This window comes from Methylocaldum sp. (assembly GCF_035627495.1).
Taxonomy (GTDB): Bacteria; Pseudomonadota; Gammaproteobacteria; order Methylococcales; family Methylococcaceae; genus Methylocaldum.
In genome coordinates this window covers 17,425-35,995 of sequence record NZ_DASPLO010000007.1, presented here as the reverse complement: position 1 = coordinate 35,995, position 18,571 = coordinate 17,425, and the positions used below count along the sequence as shown (strand labels likewise).

Below are 18,571 nucleotides of genomic sequence, written 5' to 3'. Positions count from 1 at the left end.
TTCATAAGCTATATTCCCCGACTTACTTAGCCCGTGATTCCATCCGCATAGCCGCACCAATCCCTGGATTTATCTCCAAACACGAGGAAATAAGGATTGAGCAACGATGCCTTAGTGTTGTAGCGCAGTGGCTGCCCACGCAGGTCAGCCACCTCGCCGCCGGCTTCCTTCACGATGCAATGCGCCGCCGCCGTATCCCATTCCGAGGTCAGACCGATACGGGGATAGAGATCTGCCGCGCCTTCCGCCACCCAGCAGAGTTTCAGCGAACTGCCGATCGACATGAGCTCATGCTCGCCCAATCGATTCAGGTAAACCCCCAGATCTTCGGTCTGGTGCGAACGGCTGCCGACCACCCTCAGCGGATGCAGGGCGCTCGTCGTGACTTCGATGGTTTGAGGAGGCAGATCGTCAATCTGTTTGTAAGCGCCGCAACCCTCGGACGCAAAGTAGCAAAGATCCTTTGCCGGCGCGTACACGACACCGAGCACCGGTTGATGGCGGTGAATCAAAGCAACGTTGACGGTGAACTCGCCGTTTCGTTTGATGAACTCCTTGGTACCGTCCAGCGGATCGATCAGCCAAAAGGTTTCCCACTCATATCGCTCTTCGAACGGCAAACTTCTGGACTCTTCCGAAATGATCGGATAGGCGGGACGTAGAGTCCCCAAACCTTCGACCAGGCAATGATGCGAGGCGAGATCCGCCGCCGTGAGCGGCGAACTGTCTTCTTTAACGCCCACACGGAAATCCGATCCATAGATTTCGAGAATATGGCGCCCCGCCTCCTTGGCAAGACCGACTACGGACTCGAGAAAGCGGGATGGTTCTTTTCTAAGGGGCATGGCTTGAAATCCGCAGCTACTCACTGGATACGCTGAAATGGGGGAATCGAGGATAATACTGGAAGCAACCTACCGGAATATTAACTCATGATCGATTGGCGAAACATTAGCAGCGTGTTTCTCGATATGGACGGCACGCTGTTAGACCTGAATTTCGATAACCACTTCTGGCTCGAATTCGTTCCGCTGCGCTATGCCGAACGGCACGGGCTATCCCTAAGCGACGCCAAGACCGAATTGATGCCCCGGTTCAAACAAACCGAAGGAAGACTCGAGTGGTACTGCCTGGATTACTGGAGCGATCAATTGAGCCTGGATATTGCGGGCTTGAAGACCGAAGTCGCGGGACTGATCGCGGTACTGCCCCATGTAACCGATTTCCTCGATGGCGTTCGCAAAAGCAAGAAGCGTCTCGTTCTGGTAACCAACGCGCATCCGAAAAGCCTGGGCCTGAAGATGGAGCGCACCTGTCTTCACACCTTTTTTGATGAAATCGTCTCTTCGCATGCTCTTGGACTTCCGAAGGAAAATCCCGCCTTTTGGCAGGCACTAAGCGAGGTAGAACCCTTTTCGCCGGAACAGACACTGCTGGTTGACGACAGCCTAGCGGTGTTGCGCGCCGCCCGCCAGTTCGGCATCCACCACTTGGTTGCAATAAAAAAATCCGATAGCTGCCTACCCTCAAAGAGCATTGTCGAATTTAATGCCATAGACGACTTTCGCGAATTAATGCCCTCAGACTGAAATCGGCGGCACTGCTCCGGCGTTCGAAACTCGGGGTATCGCGCCGTCATTCACCTCTTCGTGATCGCACCGGCATCCCTTACCCCTTACGTCCGACACATTCAGACACAGCCTTTAGACGCATCAGGCGCACATCCGGACCACGAACACTTTGCAGCTTCAAGAACATATTTCTATCCGTACGACCTGATTCACCCTTAGGCCCCGCGCGGTGTGATTGTATAAGGATTCACGGGGCTTGAAATTGTTTCCCGTTTAAGCTGAAATGGGAGCACGCAAGGGAAAGCTACACCATTCGTACTGGCCGTTGGCGCCCCAATCCCTTCAAATCCCCCCGTCAAAACAGCGAGGAGTTCATTGTGAGCGAACGCATACTTCAAGTTACAGATGCCGAATTCGAGGATAAAGTCGTCAAAGCGAGCGGCCCTGTTCTGGTCGATTTCTGGGCCGAATGGTGCGGCCCCTGCAAGATGATTGCGCCTATTCTGGACGAAATCGCCGGGGATTATGAAGGTAAGCTGACCGTTGCCAAGATCAATATCGACGACAATCCGGCAACTCCCCAACGCTATGGCGTACGCGGAATTCCGACGCTGATTCTGTTCAAGAACGGCGAAGTGGAAGCCACTAAGGTAGGAGCCTTGGCCAAATCTCAACTGGCAGCATTCCTTGACGCCAATATTTGAGGCTCCGGCATGTGCGGGTCGCTCCTAACTAGACGGCCTCGCACAGCTGTGCTAACTTTGGCATCAATCTAAACGTCGTCCTCTTAACCGAGCCGCTTCCGGCCGTTCTCTCCAAGCTCGTCTCCCATACGAGCGCAATCCTTAGATCATTTATTTCTGCTCTTCACTAACGTCTATGAATCTGACCGATCTTAAACGCAAACCCGTTTCCGAACTCATTGAAATCGCCGAATCGCTCGATATCGAGGGCGTCGCGCGAACTCGCAAGCAAGACTTGATCTTCTCGATCCTGAAAAAGCAGGCCAAAAGCGGAGAAGACATTTATGGCGACGGCGTTCTGGAAATTCTGAGCGACGGTTTCGGCTTCCTGCGGTCCGCCGACAGCTCATTTTTGGCCGGACCCGACGATATTTACGTTTCCCCCAGTCAGATTCGTAGATTTAGCTTACGCACCGGAGACACGATTTCCGGGAAAATTCGTCCGCCCAAGGACAACGAGCGCTACTTCGCCATGCTCAAGGTCGAGCAAATCAACTATGAGCCGCCGGAAAACGCCAAGCACAAAATTCTATTCTCGAACCTCACACCCCTGTTCCCTGTCGAGCGCTTAGCACTCGAACTGGGAAACGGCACGACCGAGGATCTGACGGCGCGCGTCATCGATTTGGTCGCACCTATCGGCAAAGGGCAGCGCGGTTTGATCGTGTCTCCACCGAAAGCGGGCAAAACCATGATTCTTCAGAATATCGCCCATTCGGTCGCCGAAAGAAACCCGGAATGTTATCTGATCGTCCTGCTGATCGACGAACGGCCGGAAGAAGTTACCGAAATGCAGCGGAGCGTCAAAGGCGAGGTGGTATCCAGCACCTTCGACGAACCGCCGGCGCGCCACGTTCAAGTGGCGGAAATGGTCTTGGAAAAAGCCAAGCGCCTGGTCGAACACAAACGTGATGTCATCATTCTGCTCGACTCCATAACCCGCCTTGCCAGGGCCTACAATACGGTGATCCCATCGTCCGGCAAGGTATTGACCGGCGGCGTGGATGCCAATGCCCTGGAACGTCCCAAGCGGTTTTTCGGTGCCGCGCGAAATATCGAGGAAGGCGGCAGCCTGACGATCATCGCCACGGCGCTCGTTGACACCGGCTCGCGCATGGACGAGGTGATCTACGAAGAATTCAAGGGCACCGGCAACATGGAGTTGCACCTGGAGCGTAAAATCGCCGAGAAGCGCGTCTATCCGGCCATCAACATCAACCGGTCCGGCACCCGCCGCGAGGAATACATCGTTCCGGCGGACGAATTGCAAAAATGCTGGATTCTGCGAAAAATCCTGCAACCCATGGATGAAATGGCGGCCAGCGAATTCCTGCTGGGGAAGCTGAAGGATACCAGGACGAATGCCGAATTCTTCGACATGATGAAGCGCTGAGGACCAGACGGGTCTCTTTCCTCGAACCGATCTGGACCGTTCAGTTCAAAAAAACCGCACGATCATCCTTCCGGCGACTCACTCGTTTCCCCTATCTCCGGAAGTTCCAGCTTTAGTGCGGTATACATGTTTTCTTCGACGTCCAGATCGATTTTATCCAGAATGCTCTTGGGGAATCGTTTGTTCACTTTAGCGCCCAGCTCCACGAAACTTTCGGCCTGCCGGATCAAATTGCCGCGCCCGCGAGTCAGTTTGTTCATTGCATCATCATAAGTTTTGTGGGCGCTGCCGAGTTGGATGCCCAATTTTTCCAAATCTTCCACGAATCCACGCAATTTATCGTAAATTGAGCCCGCCTTGTCGGCGATTGCCTTGGCGTTTTCATTTCGACGCTCGTAGCGCCAGATGTTTTCTATGGTGCGCAAGGTAGCTAACAGCGTGGTCGGCGTAACCACCACGATATTGCTGGCGAAAGCATCCGAAAACAGCTTGTCGTCATGCTGGAAAGCCAGCATGAAGGCCGATTCGATCGGCATGAATAGCAGGATAAAGTCCAGCGAGCGCAGCCCATTCAAGCTGGAATAATCTTTCTGCGCCAAGGTCCTGATATGGTTGCGCACCGCCTGAACATGCTCCCGCACCGCTAATTCCCGTTCCGATCCATCATCCAGAGCGCAGCATCGGTCGTAAGCCACCAGCGAGACCTTGGAGTCGATGACGACGTCCTTGCCTTCCGGCAGATGCACAATGACATCGGGTTTGAATAGCCGATTGTCGCCGTCGCGATAGCCGCCCTGAGTCTCGTATTCAACGCCCTTGCGCAAGCCGGACTGCTCCAAAACCCGTTCCAGGATCAATTCGCCCCAGGCGCCCTGCAGCTTCTTATCGCCTTTTAGCGCACGGGTCAGATTGACCGCCTCTTGATTAATCTGCTGGGTCTGCTGGCGGAGATTCTCGATCTCTTGCCGCAGCGATGCCCTGTCCTTGGCGTCATGGATATGCATTTCATCCACCTTCTTCCGGAAGTCACCGAGCTGGTCGCGAAACGGGTTCAAGACGCCATCGAGCTGGCTCTTGTTTTGCTCTGTGAATTTCTGCGTCTTTTCCTCCAGAATTTTCTGCGCCAGATTTTCGAACTGCGCGAACAATTGAACCTCCGCGTTACGGAGCAGCGCCAGCTTTTCTTCCATACTCTTCTCCTCGCTCTCCAGACGCGTCTTGAGTTCGGCGCACTCGGTCTGCAGAGTTTCAAGGCGTTGGTTTTTTTCGGTCAGTTCGCTTTCCAGCAACGGAATGCGTCCTGCTTTTTCTTCAGCGACCGCCAGCCCCGTGCTTAACGAGTAGACTTGATTTTGGCGAGCAGCTAATTCCTTTGCTAATTCAGCCATTTTTTCGGCCTGCTCCTGCGCCGATCGCCGGCACAATTCCGGATGATGCCCCCTGTGGCGCAAGGATGCTATGAGCCATCCGATGGCCAACCCCAGAAATATGCCGACAGCCAGAGCGAAAAGAGGCGAAACATTACGCATATCCGCCACCCAATACATTTTATCCATCGGCGTTATTTATCCGGAAAAGAGTTGATTATTATGACCTTACGGGGGAAGCAGCGCGATCATCCGGCCCTTCTCGCCCGTTCTCAGCAAGAACGGGCGAAGCGACCGAAGATCATTGGTGAAAATTTTGAACGCCTCCGGACTATTGTTGGCCTCTTCGGAGAACTTCAGGACACCGAAGAGACTATGCTCCTCCAAAAAGGCGACGCTCCCCAACCAGATCGGAATCGCTCCTGACTGCAACTGTTGTCCACTGGACCAGAAACGGACGATCAGCCAACGTCCGTCGGACGTTGGCTTGATCATACGGAGAGCATCCGCCTCCATTTGGTTGAAATGAGGCAAAACCGGCAAGTTCGATATTTCTGTCTGAGGATTCAGAAGGTGCAGCGTCTGGGAGAGATTTAACGGCTTCGGCTCTTGCCAGCCGAGTTTAACCAAGTCCGAACGGATGGATTCGATGGACGATGCCCATTGAATACTTAGCGGCTGTTCGGGTCGGCCAACAGTTTCCACTCGATAAGCGGGCAAAAACCGCCAGCCGTCTTCGAGCCACTGCCGCTCGTCCACGCTTAGCAGCGGCTGCCGGTAGAAAAATTCTTCCATCGAGTGGCTATGCCAGCCGAATGATCCAACGCCTACCAAGGAAACCATCACTATCCACGCCAAACCCTCGATCGGCGAGTCGCCGTGTCGATGGCGCCGATAGGCCACCCCTAGCAGGATCAGCCAGACCAGAACAATCAATAAGGTGAAACAAACCGCAAGAAATTCGCCCGTATCCGCATAGACTCGAGCAAATGCAATAACAATGATCAGCAGGGTCGCTGCGGAATAGATCAGCCAGCGCCAACGCGGTGTCGCGCTATCCGCCGTCAGCACGGCGGCGAAGCCGTATACGGCGCCGCCGTTCAGCACATGGCTATCGAGCAGCGGGGTATCGCCAAAGAAATGGCAAATCGTCCCGAACGTTATCGCGAAAACCAGCGTCCCCAGGAAGTGTGCTCCGGCAATGCTTTTTTTCCGAATCAACAACCAGCCGAAAACAACCGCCGAGAAAGCCAACACGGCCAAAGTCCCGCCCAGTTCCTCGCACACGATCAACGCATAATCGGCCCAGGGGTTTCTCCAGGCCTCCAAGGATACCGGAACCAAATCCGCCGGCACCAGGTAACATGCCAATAGACTCGACAGGCCCAAAATAGCGGCCCACACGGCTAGACCGGCGTAATCGCGTTGCTGGGGATCGATGAGGGGAGCGGTGAGACGTCCGAGCAGAGGGTGTTTTCGGCTAAGATCGAAAGTCACGAGAATGAGCTGATGCGCTCGGGGTTGGAAGTAAAGATAAAGATGTTTGCTCAACCAAGCCCCGACCCATAAGACCGCCAGCAGCGCGATCAATAAGGCCGCCAATCGTCCGGTTACTTTCGATGCCAGATCGAGCGATGCGCCGAAGGCCATGCCCGGCAACAAATAAGCGGGACCCCAGAGGATGGCGGACAGCACATTGATGTAGATGAACCGCCGCGCCGGCATTGCCAGCATGCCCGCCACCAGCGGAATCACGGCCCGAACGGGACCGATGAAACGCCCGAACAGCACGCTGCGCCCCCCGTAGCGGCGAAAATAATCGATACCGCGGTCGATCATTGCGGGATAGCGCGTAAAAGGCCAGAGGGAAGAGAGCCGATCGCGATAGCGCCATCCCAACCAGAAACTGACGCCATCGCCCGCCACGGCTCCGGCGATCGCGTAGCCACATGTCAGACCGAACGAAAGGGCTCCGGCGCCAATAAGCGCCCCAGCGGCGAACATCATGGCGACGCCGGGGACTAGCAGTCCCACCACCGCCAAGGACTCGGCCATGGCGATCAAAAAGACTGCTAGGCCGGCATAATGGGGATGCAGTGCAATCCAAGCGTAAACGGTTTCAAAGCTCAAAGCCGATTAAATACGCGCTCCGCCGCCTGTAGGGTTTGATCGAGAATCTCGAAATCATGGGCCGCCGAAACAAAGCCCGCTTCGAACGCGGACGGAGCGAGATAGACGCCCTCGTCCAACATTGCGTGGAAAAAGCACTTGAAACGATCCTGATCACAGACCATCACTTGCCTGAAGCTGTCGATGACTTTCTCTTCGGTGAAAAAGAGACCGAACATGCCGCCGACCCCATTGACTGCCAATGGAATTCCCGACTGTAAGGCTCGTTCCCGCAAGCCTTCGGTGAGATAGCGGGTTTTTTCGGTCAAGCGATCAAAAAAGCCGGAGACGGAAATCAGTTCCAAGGTCTTCAGTCCAGCGGCCATGGCCACCGGATTGCCGGACAAGGTTCCCGCCTGATAGACCGGGCCGAGCGGAGCCAATTTTTCCATGATTTCCCGCCGGCCGCCGAAGGCGCCGACCGGCATGCCGCCGCCGATGATTTTGCCGAGCGTGGTCAGATCGGGTGAGACACCGTAATGAGCCTGCGCTCCGCCAAGCGCGACGCGGAATCCGGTCATGACTTCGTCGAAGATCAGCACCGATCCATGGGTATCGCAGACCTCCCGAAGGGTCTCCAAGAAGCCCCGTTTCGGAGGTACGCAGTTCATGTTGCCGGCCACCGGTTCTACGATAATGCAGGCGATCTCCCCGCCGTAACGCGAGAATACCTCGCGCACCGCATCCCCGTCGTTGAACGAAAGGGTAATCGTGTACTCGGCCAAACAGGCCGGAACTCCGGGCGAACTCGGCACACCCAGCGTCAGAGCTCCGGAACCCGCCTTGATCAGGAGGGAATCCGAATGGCCGTGATAGCAGCCTTCGAACTTGATGATCTTGTCGCGGCCCGTGTAGCCGCGCGCCAGGCGGATGGCGCTCATGGTCGCTTCCGTCCCCGAATTCACCATGCGCACCATGTCCAATGAAGGCACCAACTCGCACAGTTTTTTCGCCATTGCCGTTTCGATCGGCGTAGGAGCACCATAGCTCAGTCCCCGAGCCACGGCATCGTGCACGGCTTTCACGACTTCAGGGTGAGCATGCCCGACGATCATGGGTCCCCAGGATCCTACATAGTCGATATAGCGGCGTCCGTCCACACCGAAAAGGTACGGCCCTTCGGCGCGTTCCACGAAGACGGGGGTTCCGCCGACCCCTTTAAAAGCACGAACCGGCGAATTCACTCCGCCCGGAATGTAGGTTTGAGCTTCCGCGAACAATGCGGACACATCGGCCATAGTCTTACTCTCAATAAATCTTAAAAAAGCTCTAGGCCGGAAACGTTCACCGGCTCATACACAAGATTTTGCGCCAAAAGCTTACGAAACTCGGCGACACGGTTGCGCCCGTTGTTCTTGCAAAAATAAAGCGCCTTGTCCGCACGCTCGATCATCTGACTGGATGCCCCGGGCTCCATTCGGCAATAGCCGATGCTGAGGGTGATGCCGCCTATTCGTGGAAACATTTTCCTTGTTACCGTGAGCCGAAAACGCTCCAAGGCATTTTCAGCCTGTCCCTCGTTGAGCCGGCTCAGAATAGCCGCAAACTCCTCGCCGCCGTAGCGAAACAGATAATCGGTATGACGAAACGTCTGCTCCATAAGATCGGCTAGCGCCACGAGCACCTCGTCGCCGTAAAGATGGCCGTAGTGATCGTTGATCCGCTTGAAATGGTCCACGTCGATCAGGGCAAGGAAGTATCCCGAATCCTCACCCATGTGCCGACGATCGCTAAGGCTTAGATCGTGTTGGATTTGGCTTAGCTTGCGATTGAAAACCTGTCGGTTGAGCAGACGGGTGAGCGCGTCGCGCTCGCTTTGCATATGAAGAAGACTGAGATTACTCACCAGATGAGCCAAATCAGCGAGAAACTCCTTGGCCGAATCATTACCGACGAAGCCGTCGAATACCAATAGAAGCGCGGTACTGCGAAGATCCTTGACCGGCTGAACGTAGCGCAGCGCGCCATTGTCTCTCGATATCTCGACCGGCTCGCCTCTTTCGAGGCAAGAAACTACCCCTTCCACCGCCGAAGCCGCAACCACACTGTTTTCCCTCGGGATATTAAACAATCCCTCGATGCGCCATTCGCCTATCGCCACATGAGCTCCGCCTCTAGTTTGGCTAGCCTCGATCAGGCGGTATATCGAAAAGCTCTCTGCCAAACTCAGTTGTTCGAGCCATTGGGCCAAACACTCGGTTAACGACTGCTGATCGCGCTGTGCCGTCAGCGTTAAGCTCAAATGGCGGCACAACTGTGGATCATGAAGACACAACCGATTCTTGCCGAGAAGCTCTTCGATATTAGTCATGCCGCCTTGCCTGGATTTGCTGATTTTTACGTCTTGGGCAACGTCACCCCGGTCTGCCCCTGGTACTTCCCTCCCCGGTCTCTGTAAGAGACTTCGCAAATCTCGTCGGCGCCGATAAATAGCACCTGGGCCACTCCTTCGTTGGCGTATATCTTTGCGGGCAGCGGCGTGGTATTCGAAAACTCCAGGGTCACATGACCCTCCCACTCCGGCTCCAACGGTGTCACGTTGACGATGATTCCGCAGCGGGCGTAGGTGGATTTTCCGAGGCATATCGTCAGCACATCGCGCGGAATGCGGAAGTATTCGACGGTTCTCGCCAAGGCAAAGGAATTGGGCGGGATAATGCACACGTCCGACATCACGTTGACGAAACTGTTTTCGTCGAAATTCTTCGGGTCTACGATGGCCGAGTTGATGTTGGTGAAAATCTTGAATTCGCTCGAACACCGGATGTCGTAGCCGTAGCTCGATGTGCCGTAGGAGATTACGCGGGAATTTTGCACCTCCCTAACTTGCTGCGGCTCGTAGGGCTCGATCATCCCATATTCCTCCGCCATGCGGCGGATCCAGCGGTCTGATTTAATGCCCATGTTAGTCGTTGACGATGGTGATGGTGGGGAATCGCGCACTGTAATCCTTCGCTTTCAAAGCCAATCGGGCCGCCATTTTACGGGCCACTTCCTTGTAGATTTGCGCCGGCTTGCTGTCCGGCTCGGCGACTACGGTGGGATGGCCGCCATCCGCGTTTTTCCGGATGCCGATATCGAGCGGCAAGGAACCGAGCAGCTCTACGCCATATTTCCGAGCCATTTTGTCACCGCCGCCTTCACCGAAAATCGGCTCGGCATGGCCGCAGTTCGAGCAGATGTGAATGCTCATGTTTTCGATGATGCCGAGGACCGGCACGCCCACCTTTTCGAACATCTTCAGGCCCCTTTGGGCGTCCAGCAAGGCGATGTCCTGAGGCGTGGTCACGATGACCGCGCCGGATACGGGAATCTGCTGCGCCAGGGTCAATTGAATGTCGCCGGTGCCGGGCGGCAAATCGATAATCAAATAGTCCAGATTGTCCCATTTGGTGTCCTTGAGCAATTGCTGCAAGGCGCCAGTCACCATGGGGCCGCGCCAGATCATCGGCGCGTCCTCCTCGATCAGATAACCGATCGACATGGATTGCACGCCGTAGGCGACCATCGGGATCAACCTGTTTCCGCCTTCGGTCTCCGGGCGTCCCGAAATCCCCAGCATGAGCGGCTGGCTCGGCCCGTAAATGTCGGCGTCCAGGATACCCACCCGCGCGCCTTCCGCTGATAAAGCCAGCGCCAGATTCACGGCGGTCGTGGACTTGCCGACGCCGCCTTTGCCGGAGGCGACCGCAATGATGTTCTTCACTCCCGACATCGGCTTCAGATTCTTTTGAACCGAGTGGGAAACGATATCCGTGACGATTTCGACCGTCACCTCGGCCGCGCCGGTTTCGGCACGCAGCTTTTGTGCGATCAGGCTCTTGAGTTCAGCGTGGAAACTGGCCGCCGGATAGCCCAGAGCCACTTTCACCCGAACACGGGAATCCTCCACTTCGATTTTCTTGACCGATTTGGCGGACACCAGATCCAGCTCCAGATTGGGGTCCAACACGGTCTTAAGGGCATTCTCAACGTCAGATTGAGTAAGCGGCATTCAAATCTCCGGCATCTCGGGCGAAATAAGCCGCTATTCTACACAATTGCCCGGGAAGCCTTAATGACTGCAGCCTTTTAACCAGGCATAACTCGAGGCTTACGGGCTTTCCTCGCAGCTTTTGTCCCGGTTGGGCGGCTCGGAACGCCCACCCGAAATGTGGGATAATTCGGCCATAACAGAAACCCTTACATTCGTCTCATGACCACCAATCGAACAATCCTCGTCACCAGCGCCCTTCCCTATGCCAATGGCCCGATTCACCTGGGCCATCTAGTCGAATACATACAAACGGACATTTGGGTGCGATTCCAGAAAATGCGCGGCAATACCTGCCATTACGTCTGCGCCGACGACACCCATGGCACGCCCATCATGCTTCGGGCCGAAAAAGAAGACATTACCCCGGAGGAGCTAATTCGAAGGGTCCACGGCGAACATCTGCGGGACTTTACCGGTTTTCATATCGAGTTCGATAACTATTACTCGACCCATTCGGAAGAAACGCGGCAACTGGCCGGAACCATCTACGGCCGGCTGAAAGAGCGAGGACTGATCGAGGCGCGCTCGATCGAGCAGTACTACGATCCGGTCAAGGAAATGTTTCTCCCGGACCGCTTCATCAAGGGCGAATGTCCCAAGTGCCACGCCAAGGATCAATACGGCGATTCCTGCGAAGTCTGTGGCGCGACCTACTCGCCGACTGATCTGATTAATCCCTATTCTGCCGTTTCGGGAGCTGCCCCGGTGCGGAAAGAATCGGTGCATTATTTCTTCAAGCTCGGAAAATGCGAGGAGTTCCTCAAGACCTGGACCCGCGCCGGACACCTGCAAGATGAAGCCGCCAATAAAATGGCGGAATGGTTCGAGGCGGGCCTAAACGATTGGGATATTTCCCGCGATGCGCCCTATTTCGGCTTCGAAATCCCCGACGCGCCGGGCAAGTTCTTCTATGTCTGGCTGGACGCGCCCATCGGCTATATGGGCAGCTTCAAAAATCTGTGCGAGCGGCTGAACCTCGATTTCGAACAGTACTGGAACAAGAATTCGAACACCGAGCTCTACCATTTCATCGGCAAGGACATCCTGTATTTCCACGCCCTATTCTGGCCCGCGATGCTGGAACACTCGGATTTTCGCACCCCCAGCAAGATCTTCGCCCACGGCTTCCTGACCGTGAATGGCGAGAAAATGTCCAAATCGCGCGGCACCTTCATCACCGCCGAAAGCTATCTGCAGCAGGGACTGAACCCCGAATGGCTACGCTATTACTACGCCTGCAAGCTGAACGGGACGATGGAGGATATTGATCTTAATTTGGAAGATTTCGTGCTGCGGGTGAATAGCGATTTGGTGGGGAAGTACATCAATATTGCGAGTCGGACAGCGGGATTTATAGAAAAAAACTTCGGAGGCAAACTAGCTAACACGTTACCAATCATCGATCCGAAGCCCTACTACAAACAACTGGCGGAAGAACAAAATGATGACGGCGGAATAATTCCTGGCCAAACAAACTTGTTTGATAGATTTCGTATCTTTGCAATAGAGCATGTCGCTGACGCTTATGAGAAGCGGGAATATGGGCGTGCTATTCGCGTAATCATGGAACTTGCGGATATCGCTAATAGGTATGTAAACCATAAAGAGCCATGGAAATTAGCGAAAGACGAGAAAAATATTGAAGAATTACATCTAATTTGCACCGCAGCACTTAATCTTTTTCGTCTGCTTACTTTGATGCTTAAACCGATCCTACCGCGGCTAGCGGGACATGTTGAGGCTTTTCTGAATATTCAGCCTTTAACTTGGAAAGATCTGAATCAAAGCCTTCTGTCACATGAAATAAAAACTTACAAACATCTCATTACCAGGATTGACCCCAAACAAATCGAATCTCTCGTGGAAGCCAACAAACAGAACCTGCAAGCCGCCGCCCAGCCGGAACCTCATTCCCAGCAACGCCACGCGGAGCATCAGCAACACGCGATTCAACCGATCGCCGACACCATATCGATTGACGACTTCGCCAAGATCGATCTGCGGATTGCCCGCATCGCTAAAGCCGAGCATGTGGAAGGCGCCGACAAGCTGCTGAAGCTGACCTTGGATATCGGCAGCGAAACCCGCACGGTGTTCGCGGGCATCAAATCGGCCTACGACCCGGCGCAATTGGAAGGCAAGTTAACCGTAATGGTCGCGAATCTTGCGCCGCGCAAGATGAAGTTCGGTCTGTCGGAAGGGATGGTGCTTGCCGCGAGCGATGAGCGCGGCGGACCGTTCGTGCTGATTCCCGACGAGGGCGCGCAGCCGGGGATGCGGGTCAAATAATCACGCCAATGGCGGGTTACGGCGCGCACAGGGACGGTGAAAATCCGAATGATTGATGTGCGCGCCTAACCCACCCTGCAAAAATACATCACTCGCCGGTCGTCGGATCGATAACCGTCTTGATCTCCGAAATCCGATTGGCCGGAAATCCGCCCTCTTGGGCATGCTGCCGGATCATCTCCTCGTTGGGCGCTATATAGACGCAATAAACCTTGTCATCCGTGACATAGCTCTGCACCCACTGGATTTGCGGCCCCAAGCGGCTCAATACACTGCACGATTTCTGCGAAATGGCGTGCAAATCCTGATCAGACAGTTTTCCCGCACCGGGAATTTCGCGTTCAATTAAATACTTGGGCATGGCAGCCTCCTCTCGTTGATTATCAATAGTCGTCAAAAAACCGTCGGCGTTCCGGAGCCGCCGTCGCAGCTCCGGAATACACCGGGTCAGCGACGGCGAAGCTCCGCCAAAGGCTCCGCCGGCCGTGCTTCGGCCACACTCTTGTACAGCGCGTAAGCACCGAAACGCATCTGGTGCGGACGCCCGAGCTTCTCCTTGTAGAAGTCGATGGCGAACTGCTCTTTCAGCTCCTTGCCGTCCCAGTGATAAAGCTTGAGGAACTGCTCGTTGTCCTTGCCCTTCTTATCCCAGTTGGCGAGCAGAGACGAGGTGTAATAGAGCCGTTTCCCGTCCCAGCTCGATGACACCATATTGACTTGGGCGCCGATGTGCTTTTCATAGATTTGCACCGGCTTATGCGGATTCGAGATGTCGAACGCACGGCTGTTGCCGTCCATGAAGGTATTCACCCAAAGCCGCTTGTCGTCGTTGGAAATGGAGATATCGACGGGCAACGGCACCTTCGATGGATTGCCTATATCGGCGACTTCCTTGGCTTGCCATTCGCCTTTGTCATCCTCGTAGATCAGCCAGATCTTGGAAGTCAACGCCGTCGTGGTGAAACAGTAGTTGTGGGTTTCCTCCCAGGCGCAGCGCACTTCTAAAGGCGAGCCGGGTACGTCGAACACCTTCTTCGGCTTGCGGCTGTGCAGATCCCAGACGACCACCGTATTGCCGAAGTGCTTCATAGCTTCCTTGTCGGACAGCATCTTGCCGAAGTCCATCATGTAGTTGTTCCAACCCGTGAAGGACGAGGAAACCAATACGTTGCGCCTCGGCAGCGCACGCACGTCGTAGTTGTAACCGTCGGCATACTTGCCCGACTTCACCGCGCCGCGCATATCGCTGTCGGTGGGCACCCAGTGGGTCGCGACGTAATCGCCTTGGTTGGTGTATTCCACCATCGCCGTCCGTCCGCCGTGATCCTTGTTGTTCGACAAGCCCGTGATCAGCATGCGTCCGGGCAAGGCGTAAAACGAGTGAGGTCCGACCACGCCGCCGCTTTTCGCGACGAAATCGGTAATCGTTTTGTGCAGCTTGGGTTTGGCCGGATCGGAGTGGACGTCGAAGATGAAAATCTTGCTGGTGTCCAATCCGCCCGCCCAAAGATAGTTCCGGTCATCGGTAAAGTCCGAATGGTGCGCCTCGTTACGGCCGCCCACGGAGAGACTGTCCACGATCTTGCTGTATTTGGGCGACTTCGGATTGACGTCCACGGTCACCAGTTTGTCCTGCTCGTCGCCGATACCCGTTGCACCCAGGGTCCAAACGTACACGTAATCTTCCTGGCCCGTGATCTTTGCCATATAGGGCGACAGGCAGGTCTCATCCGCATTGACGGAAGACATACCCACCGCGGCTAAGGCCAATCCGGACATCAATCCGAGCGTCATACCGCGCAAGGCCCGAATCAGTTTTTTCTCTCTTATCCGCTGTTTTTTCATTGCATACCTCCTCGCTTTCAAGAACTCTTAGGTTTGAAATAATCGTCGAGCAGATGGCTCAAGCAGACCTCCAACGGACGCACGGATTGCTCAACCTTCATTCGCAGCAAAGCGCCCTGCAGACTGTCGGAGAGCAAATCCGCCATCGTTTCGGCCGATAGATCGGCGCGTATCGCCCCTTCCGCCTGGGCGCGAGCTAAGCCTTCCGTGTACTTATCCCTGTAACGATGAAAGGCATCCCGGAGAGAGGCCATACACGTCTCATTGGTATCCCCGATCTCACCGATCAGGTTACCCAACAAACATCCGCCCTTGAACTGCCGCCGCTCCAGTTCTTCGATCAAATCCCGGAAATAACGCTTCATCGCGGACAGCGCATCCAGTTCCGGCCGACTCAAGTAATCATCCAGCTGGCGAATGAATGGCTCGATGTAGTGCCGAATAACTTCCGCACCGAATTCCTCCTTGCTGGGAAAGTAGTTGTAAAACGATCCCTTCGGAATCTGAACGCTGGACAGCAGCTCCTGCAAGCCCGTGCCGTGATAGCCGTGCTCCATGAGCATGGCGACCCCCTGGTCCAAGAGCTTTTCGCGAGTAATTTGTTTGCTGCCGATTCGAGCCATGGCTTAACTATACGACTGGTCGTCTTGTTTTACAATACATAAGAATGGCCTTTCAAACGGGATAAACCCGATGCCGAAGTTGATCCCGCTCCAGCGCCCCCAAAAACTGTTTAATTTTGGCACAATCGACCAGGTCGATATCCGAGAAGCTACCGCCGATGATCATTTGTTTTTCCTTCGATATCCGCTTCTCATAACGAATCGAAAGCGAGAAGCCGATAACGTCGCCCTCCGGAAATGACACGTAACAGTTTTTCAACTCTCTAGGCAGCTTTGCTTCGAGCGGCAAAGAAACGACAGCCGCGAGTCCGCCTTCGGACAGATTCGCCAAATTGCCGTCAAGCCGGTAAGGCTCTGCCGCTAAATTGGCTTGAAATGGAATTCTGAGCGCCGAATGGACTGTAATTCGACGGCTTTTCCGCCGTTGCGGGTAGTAAATTTCCTCTGGAATCCGGGCTTTCAAAAACGGAATTCCGTCTTGTTCGCCTATGAGGAAATTGGTGACACGAAAAGATACCGTCACTTTTCGTAGAAGGGCATCAACCACGAAGTGATCACGGCGCGCCAACAGCTCGTGACCGCGGTTCGGATTCAGCTCATCGAGAACAATAAGATTTTCTTCGCCGTCCACGTCCAAGAGCGATGAAAGAAACGCCCGATGAACTCCGGGCACTCTAACCGAGAGCAGCGCGTGACATTTCTGCAAATCTTTCAAAACCCGAAAGACCTGGACGGGATCGATGACGTAATCGCCGATTGGTCGCGGGCTCGAAGGAGCTTCATCCGAATTCTCTGCCGCTACGTTAAGGGCTGGTCGTCGCAAGATTCGCTTCAGCCTGTCGAGCATGCGGGTCAAACCGAAAATGACTGCCGCGAAATCTCTCCACGGCACCTTGATCCGTCCGGCCCATAGGTTGCACCCGCCGACGAGAACCCGTGAAGAAAATTTAAACTGGAATCGACGTGGCGGCGCAAAAGGCCGATATAAGCGCCGTTGAGTTCATTCTGCCTTCTGCAGGCCAAAGTCAGGCGCACGATCTCGCGCCACTCGGCCCGCAGGGTCTCCACCTCCGGCAGTTCGGAATCGAGCCGGTCCAGAAACGTATTGATGTTGCCCGCGTCGGACGGCAAACCGTACGCGTGGACAAACCCGGTCTGGCGAGCAGCTAAATCGTTGAGCAGGAATGCGAGTTTCTGCTTCTTCGAAGACGCTGCCTCCACTGCCTCGATCTCACGCGCCGCGAGACATTCCGACTCCTTCTCCAACAGGCTCAACATTCCGCCGAGTCCGTCAAGCATTTGGCGGAACAGCTCGCGAAGCTTTTGGGCGTGTGCGGTCATGAGAACCTAGGGAGCATCCGTTCCATGGCGATGAGCTTCTCCGCCGCCCGCTGCGGATTGATTTCGTAGTTGCCCGACTGAACCGCGCCGGCAATCCGCGCCACCCGCGCATCGTCAACCGAGGACTCGGTCAACAAACGCTCTGTGACCTCGGAGAGCCGAAGCGATGTTTCGGGAGACACACTGCCAATCGATGTTGACGAGGCATCGGACTCCCCGACGCCAGCCGGCGTTTCTTTATTCGTTTTTTTATGGGTCGCCCCGGTGGAGAGACCGCTGATGGTGTTTTGAAGCTTAATTTCCATGACCGCATCCTCTTGGCAGAACCATTTAAATTGTTATCGGCCCCCCGACCGCCAACTTTAGGGCCAAGTCACCTTTTTCTGTCTGCCCTCAAAGTCCGATCAAGACCAGACCGGGTCCCATGACGGTACCCTCCACGATTCTCGCCGATTGGTCGTTGCGAACGCGAATCCGCTGACCGGCCTCCCCGTCGGCCAGAGCCTGCCCCGACATATTGACGGCAAAATGACTGCTCTCCGCCCGAATGATTACCTTCTGTCCACGCCGAACCATTTTCGACACGGACAGCCATTCAGGGCTCAGCACCGTGCCGGCCGGCAAGGTTCGCTTAACAGGGCGATTGACCGTTTGCCCGAGAGAAGTGAAATAACCGCCGCGCAGTTCCGCGAGGTCTCGTTTCTCCAAACCAAGGTCGGCCTCGGTAAGAACGGAACCCTGTCTCACAGCATTTTTCAGTATGACAACTTCCCGGAAAGCCTTGACCTGAACTTTGTTGTATATGGTCCAAGGACGTCCGCCTTCGCAACGCACGCCGACGGAAAGAAATCCGCTTTCGCGCCGCCCCGGAAGAAAGAAGGCATCCAACGGCCGATCGCACAGAGGCAGCTGTAGACGAATGTCCAGCTTGACCGGCTCCGCCTGGTATTCCTGGTTTCGCTGACGGAAATCCGACTCGATCAGTGCCGTTATCGCGGCCGAAATCGACTCGTGGGACTGTAGCCGAATCTCGGCGAAAGCCGCGGGAGCCGCCAACGCGAGTAGAAACAAAAATTTTAGTTTGCCTGGCATACATACATCTCCAATGATTAAATAGAGGATGCATGTAATATGCCGAACCGGACTCAAGCGGATCACCCGCCAGCCGCTACACTTTAGTCACGATCAACTTTT

18 protein-coding genes are annotated in these 18,571 nt (G+C 55.0%); 4 read left to right on the top strand and 14 right to left on the bottom strand.

Going from position 1 to position 18,571, the window contains the following annotated elements:
• Window positions 1-26 precede the first annotated feature (26 nt).
• Entirely contained in the window at window positions 27-845 is an 819-nt protein-coding gene (cysQ, locus tag VEB01_RS00735; RefSeq protein ID WP_324872189.1) for a 3'(2'),5'-bisphosphate nucleotidase CysQ, read from the bottom strand.
• 87 nt (window positions 846-932) lie between these two features.
• Between cysQ and yrfG the strand changes: the two genes are divergently transcribed.
• The 3 genes from yrfG to rho all read left to right on the top strand — a co-directional run bounded on the left by yrfG (window position 933) and on the right by rho (window position 3,707).
• Window positions 933-1,589: a GMP/IMP nucleotidase gene (gene yrfG, locus VEB01_RS00730; protein ID WP_324872188.1), complete on the top strand. Its 657-nt coding sequence runs from the start codon at window positions 933-935 to the stop codon at window positions 1,587-1,589.
• A gap of 356 nt (window positions 1,590-1,945) precedes the next feature.
• Entirely contained in the window at window positions 1,946-2,275 is a 330-nt protein-coding gene (gene trxA, locus VEB01_RS00725) for a thioredoxin TrxA (RefSeq protein ID WP_349255734.1), read from the top strand.
• Window positions 2,276-2,450: 175 nt separating this feature from the next.
• Window positions 2,451-3,707, top strand: coding sequence for a transcription termination factor Rho (rho, locus tag VEB01_RS00720; RefSeq protein WP_324872186.1), 1,257 nt, complete (start codon window positions 2,451-2,453; stop codon window positions 3,705-3,707).
• A gap of 62 nt (window positions 3,708-3,769) precedes the next feature.
• Here the strand turns inward: rho and VEB01_RS00715 are convergent, their stop codons facing one another.
• Genes VEB01_RS00715 through apbC form a run of 6 tightly spaced genes read right to left on the bottom strand, consistent with a single transcriptional unit; the run spans window position 3,770 to window position 11,237 of the window.
• Window positions 3,770-5,263 carry a DNA recombination protein RmuC gene (locus tag VEB01_RS00715; RefSeq protein ID WP_324872185.1) on the bottom strand — a complete coding sequence of 498 codons (1,494 nt, stop codon included), beginning with the start codon at window positions 5,261-5,263 and terminating at the stop codon, window positions 3,770-3,772.
• Between the two features lie 39 nt (window positions 5,264-5,302).
• Entirely contained in the window at window positions 5,303-7,204 is a 1,902-nt protein-coding gene (locus VEB01_RS00710; protein ID WP_324872184.1) for a VTT domain-containing protein, read from the bottom strand.
• Window positions 7,201-8,481 (bottom strand): glutamate-1-semialdehyde 2,1-aminomutase, encoded by a 1,281-nt coding sequence (gene hemL / locus VEB01_RS00705; RefSeq protein WP_324872183.1) that lies wholly within the window; start codon window positions 8,479-8,481, stop codon window positions 7,201-7,203. The genes VEB01_RS00710 and hemL overlap by 4 nt, the downstream gene beginning before the upstream one ends.
• A gap of 20 nt (window positions 8,482-8,501) precedes the next feature.
• A complete protein-coding gene (locus tag VEB01_RS00700; RefSeq protein WP_324872182.1) occupies window positions 8,502-9,554 on the bottom strand; it encodes a GGDEF domain-containing protein in 1,053 nt (350 codons plus the stop codon).
• A gap of 26 nt (window positions 9,555-9,580) precedes the next feature.
• Complete coding sequence (gene dcd / locus VEB01_RS00695; protein WP_324872181.1) at window positions 9,581-10,147, bottom strand: dCTP deaminase; 567 nt, start codon at window positions 10,145-10,147, stop codon at window positions 9,581-9,583.
• Window position 10,148: 1 nt separating this feature from the next.
• Window positions 10,149-11,237 (bottom strand): iron-sulfur cluster carrier protein ApbC, encoded by a 1,089-nt coding sequence (apbC, locus tag VEB01_RS00690; RefSeq protein WP_324872180.1) that lies wholly within the window; start codon window positions 11,235-11,237, stop codon window positions 10,149-10,151.
• Between the two features lie 201 nt (window positions 11,238-11,438).
• Here apbC and metG point away from each other — a divergent pair, with 201 nt between their 5' ends.
• Entirely contained in the window at window positions 11,439-13,568 is a 2,130-nt protein-coding gene (metG, locus tag VEB01_RS00685) for a methionine--tRNA ligase (RefSeq protein ID WP_324872179.1), read from the top strand.
• Window positions 13,569-13,656: 88 nt separating this feature from the next.
• Here metG and VEB01_RS00680 read toward each other — a convergent pair whose 3' ends face one another.
• From VEB01_RS00680 to flgA, 7 genes are all read right to left on the bottom strand, one after another.
• Window positions 13,657-13,929, bottom strand: coding sequence for a DUF4242 domain-containing protein (locus VEB01_RS00680; protein WP_324872178.1), 273 nt, complete (start codon window positions 13,927-13,929; stop codon window positions 13,657-13,659).
• Between the two features lie 86 nt (window positions 13,930-14,015).
• On the bottom strand, window positions 14,016-15,362 hold the full coding sequence (gene mtoX / locus VEB01_RS00675) for a methanethiol oxidase (RefSeq protein WP_324872238.1): 1,347 nt from the start codon (window positions 15,360-15,362) through the stop codon (window positions 14,016-14,018).
• A gap of 68 nt (window positions 15,363-15,430) precedes the next feature.
• Window positions 15,431-16,036, bottom strand: a complete 606-nt coding sequence (locus VEB01_RS00670; protein WP_324872177.1) for a TetR/AcrR family transcriptional regulator — start codon at window positions 16,034-16,036, stop codon at window positions 15,431-15,433.
• 52 nt (window positions 16,037-16,088) lie between these two features.
• Entirely contained in the window at window positions 16,089-16,859 is a 771-nt protein-coding gene (locus VEB01_RS00665; RefSeq protein ID WP_324872176.1) for a flagellar brake protein, read from the bottom strand.
• Window positions 16,860-16,888: 29 nt separating this feature from the next.
• Window positions 16,889-17,377 carry a flagella synthesis protein FlgN gene (locus VEB01_RS00660; RefSeq protein ID WP_324872175.1) on the bottom strand — a complete coding sequence of 163 codons (489 nt, stop codon included), beginning with the start codon at window positions 17,375-17,377 and terminating at the stop codon, window positions 16,889-16,891.
• Complete coding sequence (locus VEB01_RS00655) at window positions 17,374-17,682, bottom strand: flagellar biosynthesis anti-sigma factor FlgM (protein ID WP_324872174.1); 309 nt, start codon at window positions 17,680-17,682, stop codon at window positions 17,374-17,376. Before VEB01_RS00655 ends, VEB01_RS00660 begins: the two co-directional genes overlap by 4 nt.
• A gap of 88 nt (window positions 17,683-17,770) precedes the next feature.
• Window positions 17,771-18,469 carry a flagellar basal body P-ring formation chaperone FlgA gene (flgA, locus tag VEB01_RS00650; RefSeq protein ID WP_324872173.1) on the bottom strand — a complete coding sequence of 233 codons (699 nt, stop codon included), beginning with the start codon at window positions 18,467-18,469 and terminating at the stop codon, window positions 17,771-17,773.
• Window positions 18,470-18,571: the final 102 nt, after the last annotated feature.

Bases quoted from the DNA above. Each gene is read 5' to 3' on its own strand.
- VEB01_RS00700 (WP_324872182.1), bottom strand. From the start codon at position 9,554: ATGACTAATATCGAAGAGCTTCTCGGCAAGAATCGGTTGTGTCTTCAT.
- rho (WP_324872186.1), top strand. From the start codon at position 2,451: ATGAATCTGACCGATCTTAAACGCAAACCCGTTTCCGAACTCATTGAA.
- mtoX (WP_324872238.1), bottom strand. From the start codon at position 15,362: ATGACGCTCGGATTGATGTCCGGATTGGCCTTAGCCGCGGTGGGTATG.
- dcd (WP_324872181.1), bottom strand. From the start codon at position 10,147: ATGGGCATTAAATCAGACCGCTGGATCCGCCGCATGGCGGAGGAATAT.
- VEB01_RS00715 (WP_324872185.1), bottom strand. From the start codon at position 5,263: ATGGATAAAATGTATTGGGTGGCGGATATGCGTAATGTTTCGCCTCTT.
- metG (WP_324872179.1), top strand. From the start codon at position 11,439: ATGACCACCAATCGAACAATCCTCGTCACCAGCGCCCTTCCCTATGCC.
- VEB01_RS00655 (WP_324872174.1), bottom strand. From the start codon at position 17,682: ATGGAAATTAAGCTTCAAAACACCATCAGCGGTCTCTCCACCGGGGCG.
- hemL (WP_324872183.1), bottom strand. From the start codon at position 8,481: ATGGCCGATGTGTCCGCATTGTTCGCGGAAGCTCAAACCTACATTCCG.
- apbC (WP_324872180.1), bottom strand. From the start codon at position 11,237: ATGCCGCTTACTCAATCTGACGTTGAGAATGCCCTTAAGACCGTGTTG.
- yrfG (WP_324872188.1), top strand. From the start codon at position 933: ATGATCGATTGGCGAAACATTAGCAGCGTGTTTCTCGATATGGACGGC.
- VEB01_RS00680 (WP_324872178.1), bottom strand. From the start codon at position 13,929: ATGCCCAAGTATTTAATTGAACGCGAAATTCCCGGTGCGGGAAAACTG.
- VEB01_RS00670 (WP_324872177.1), bottom strand. From the start codon at position 16,036: ATGGCTCGAATCGGCAGCAAACAAATTACTCGCGAAAAGCTCTTGGAC.
- cysQ (WP_324872189.1), bottom strand. From the start codon at position 845: ATGCCCCTTAGAAAAGAACCATCCCGCTTTCTCGAGTCCGTAGTCGGT.
- VEB01_RS00660 (WP_324872175.1), bottom strand. From the start codon at position 17,377: ATGACCGCACACGCCCAAAAGCTTCGCGAGCTGTTCCGCCAAATGCTT.
- flgA (WP_324872173.1), bottom strand. From the start codon at position 18,469: ATGCCAGGCAAACTAAAATTTTTGTTTCTACTCGCGTTGGCGGCTCCC.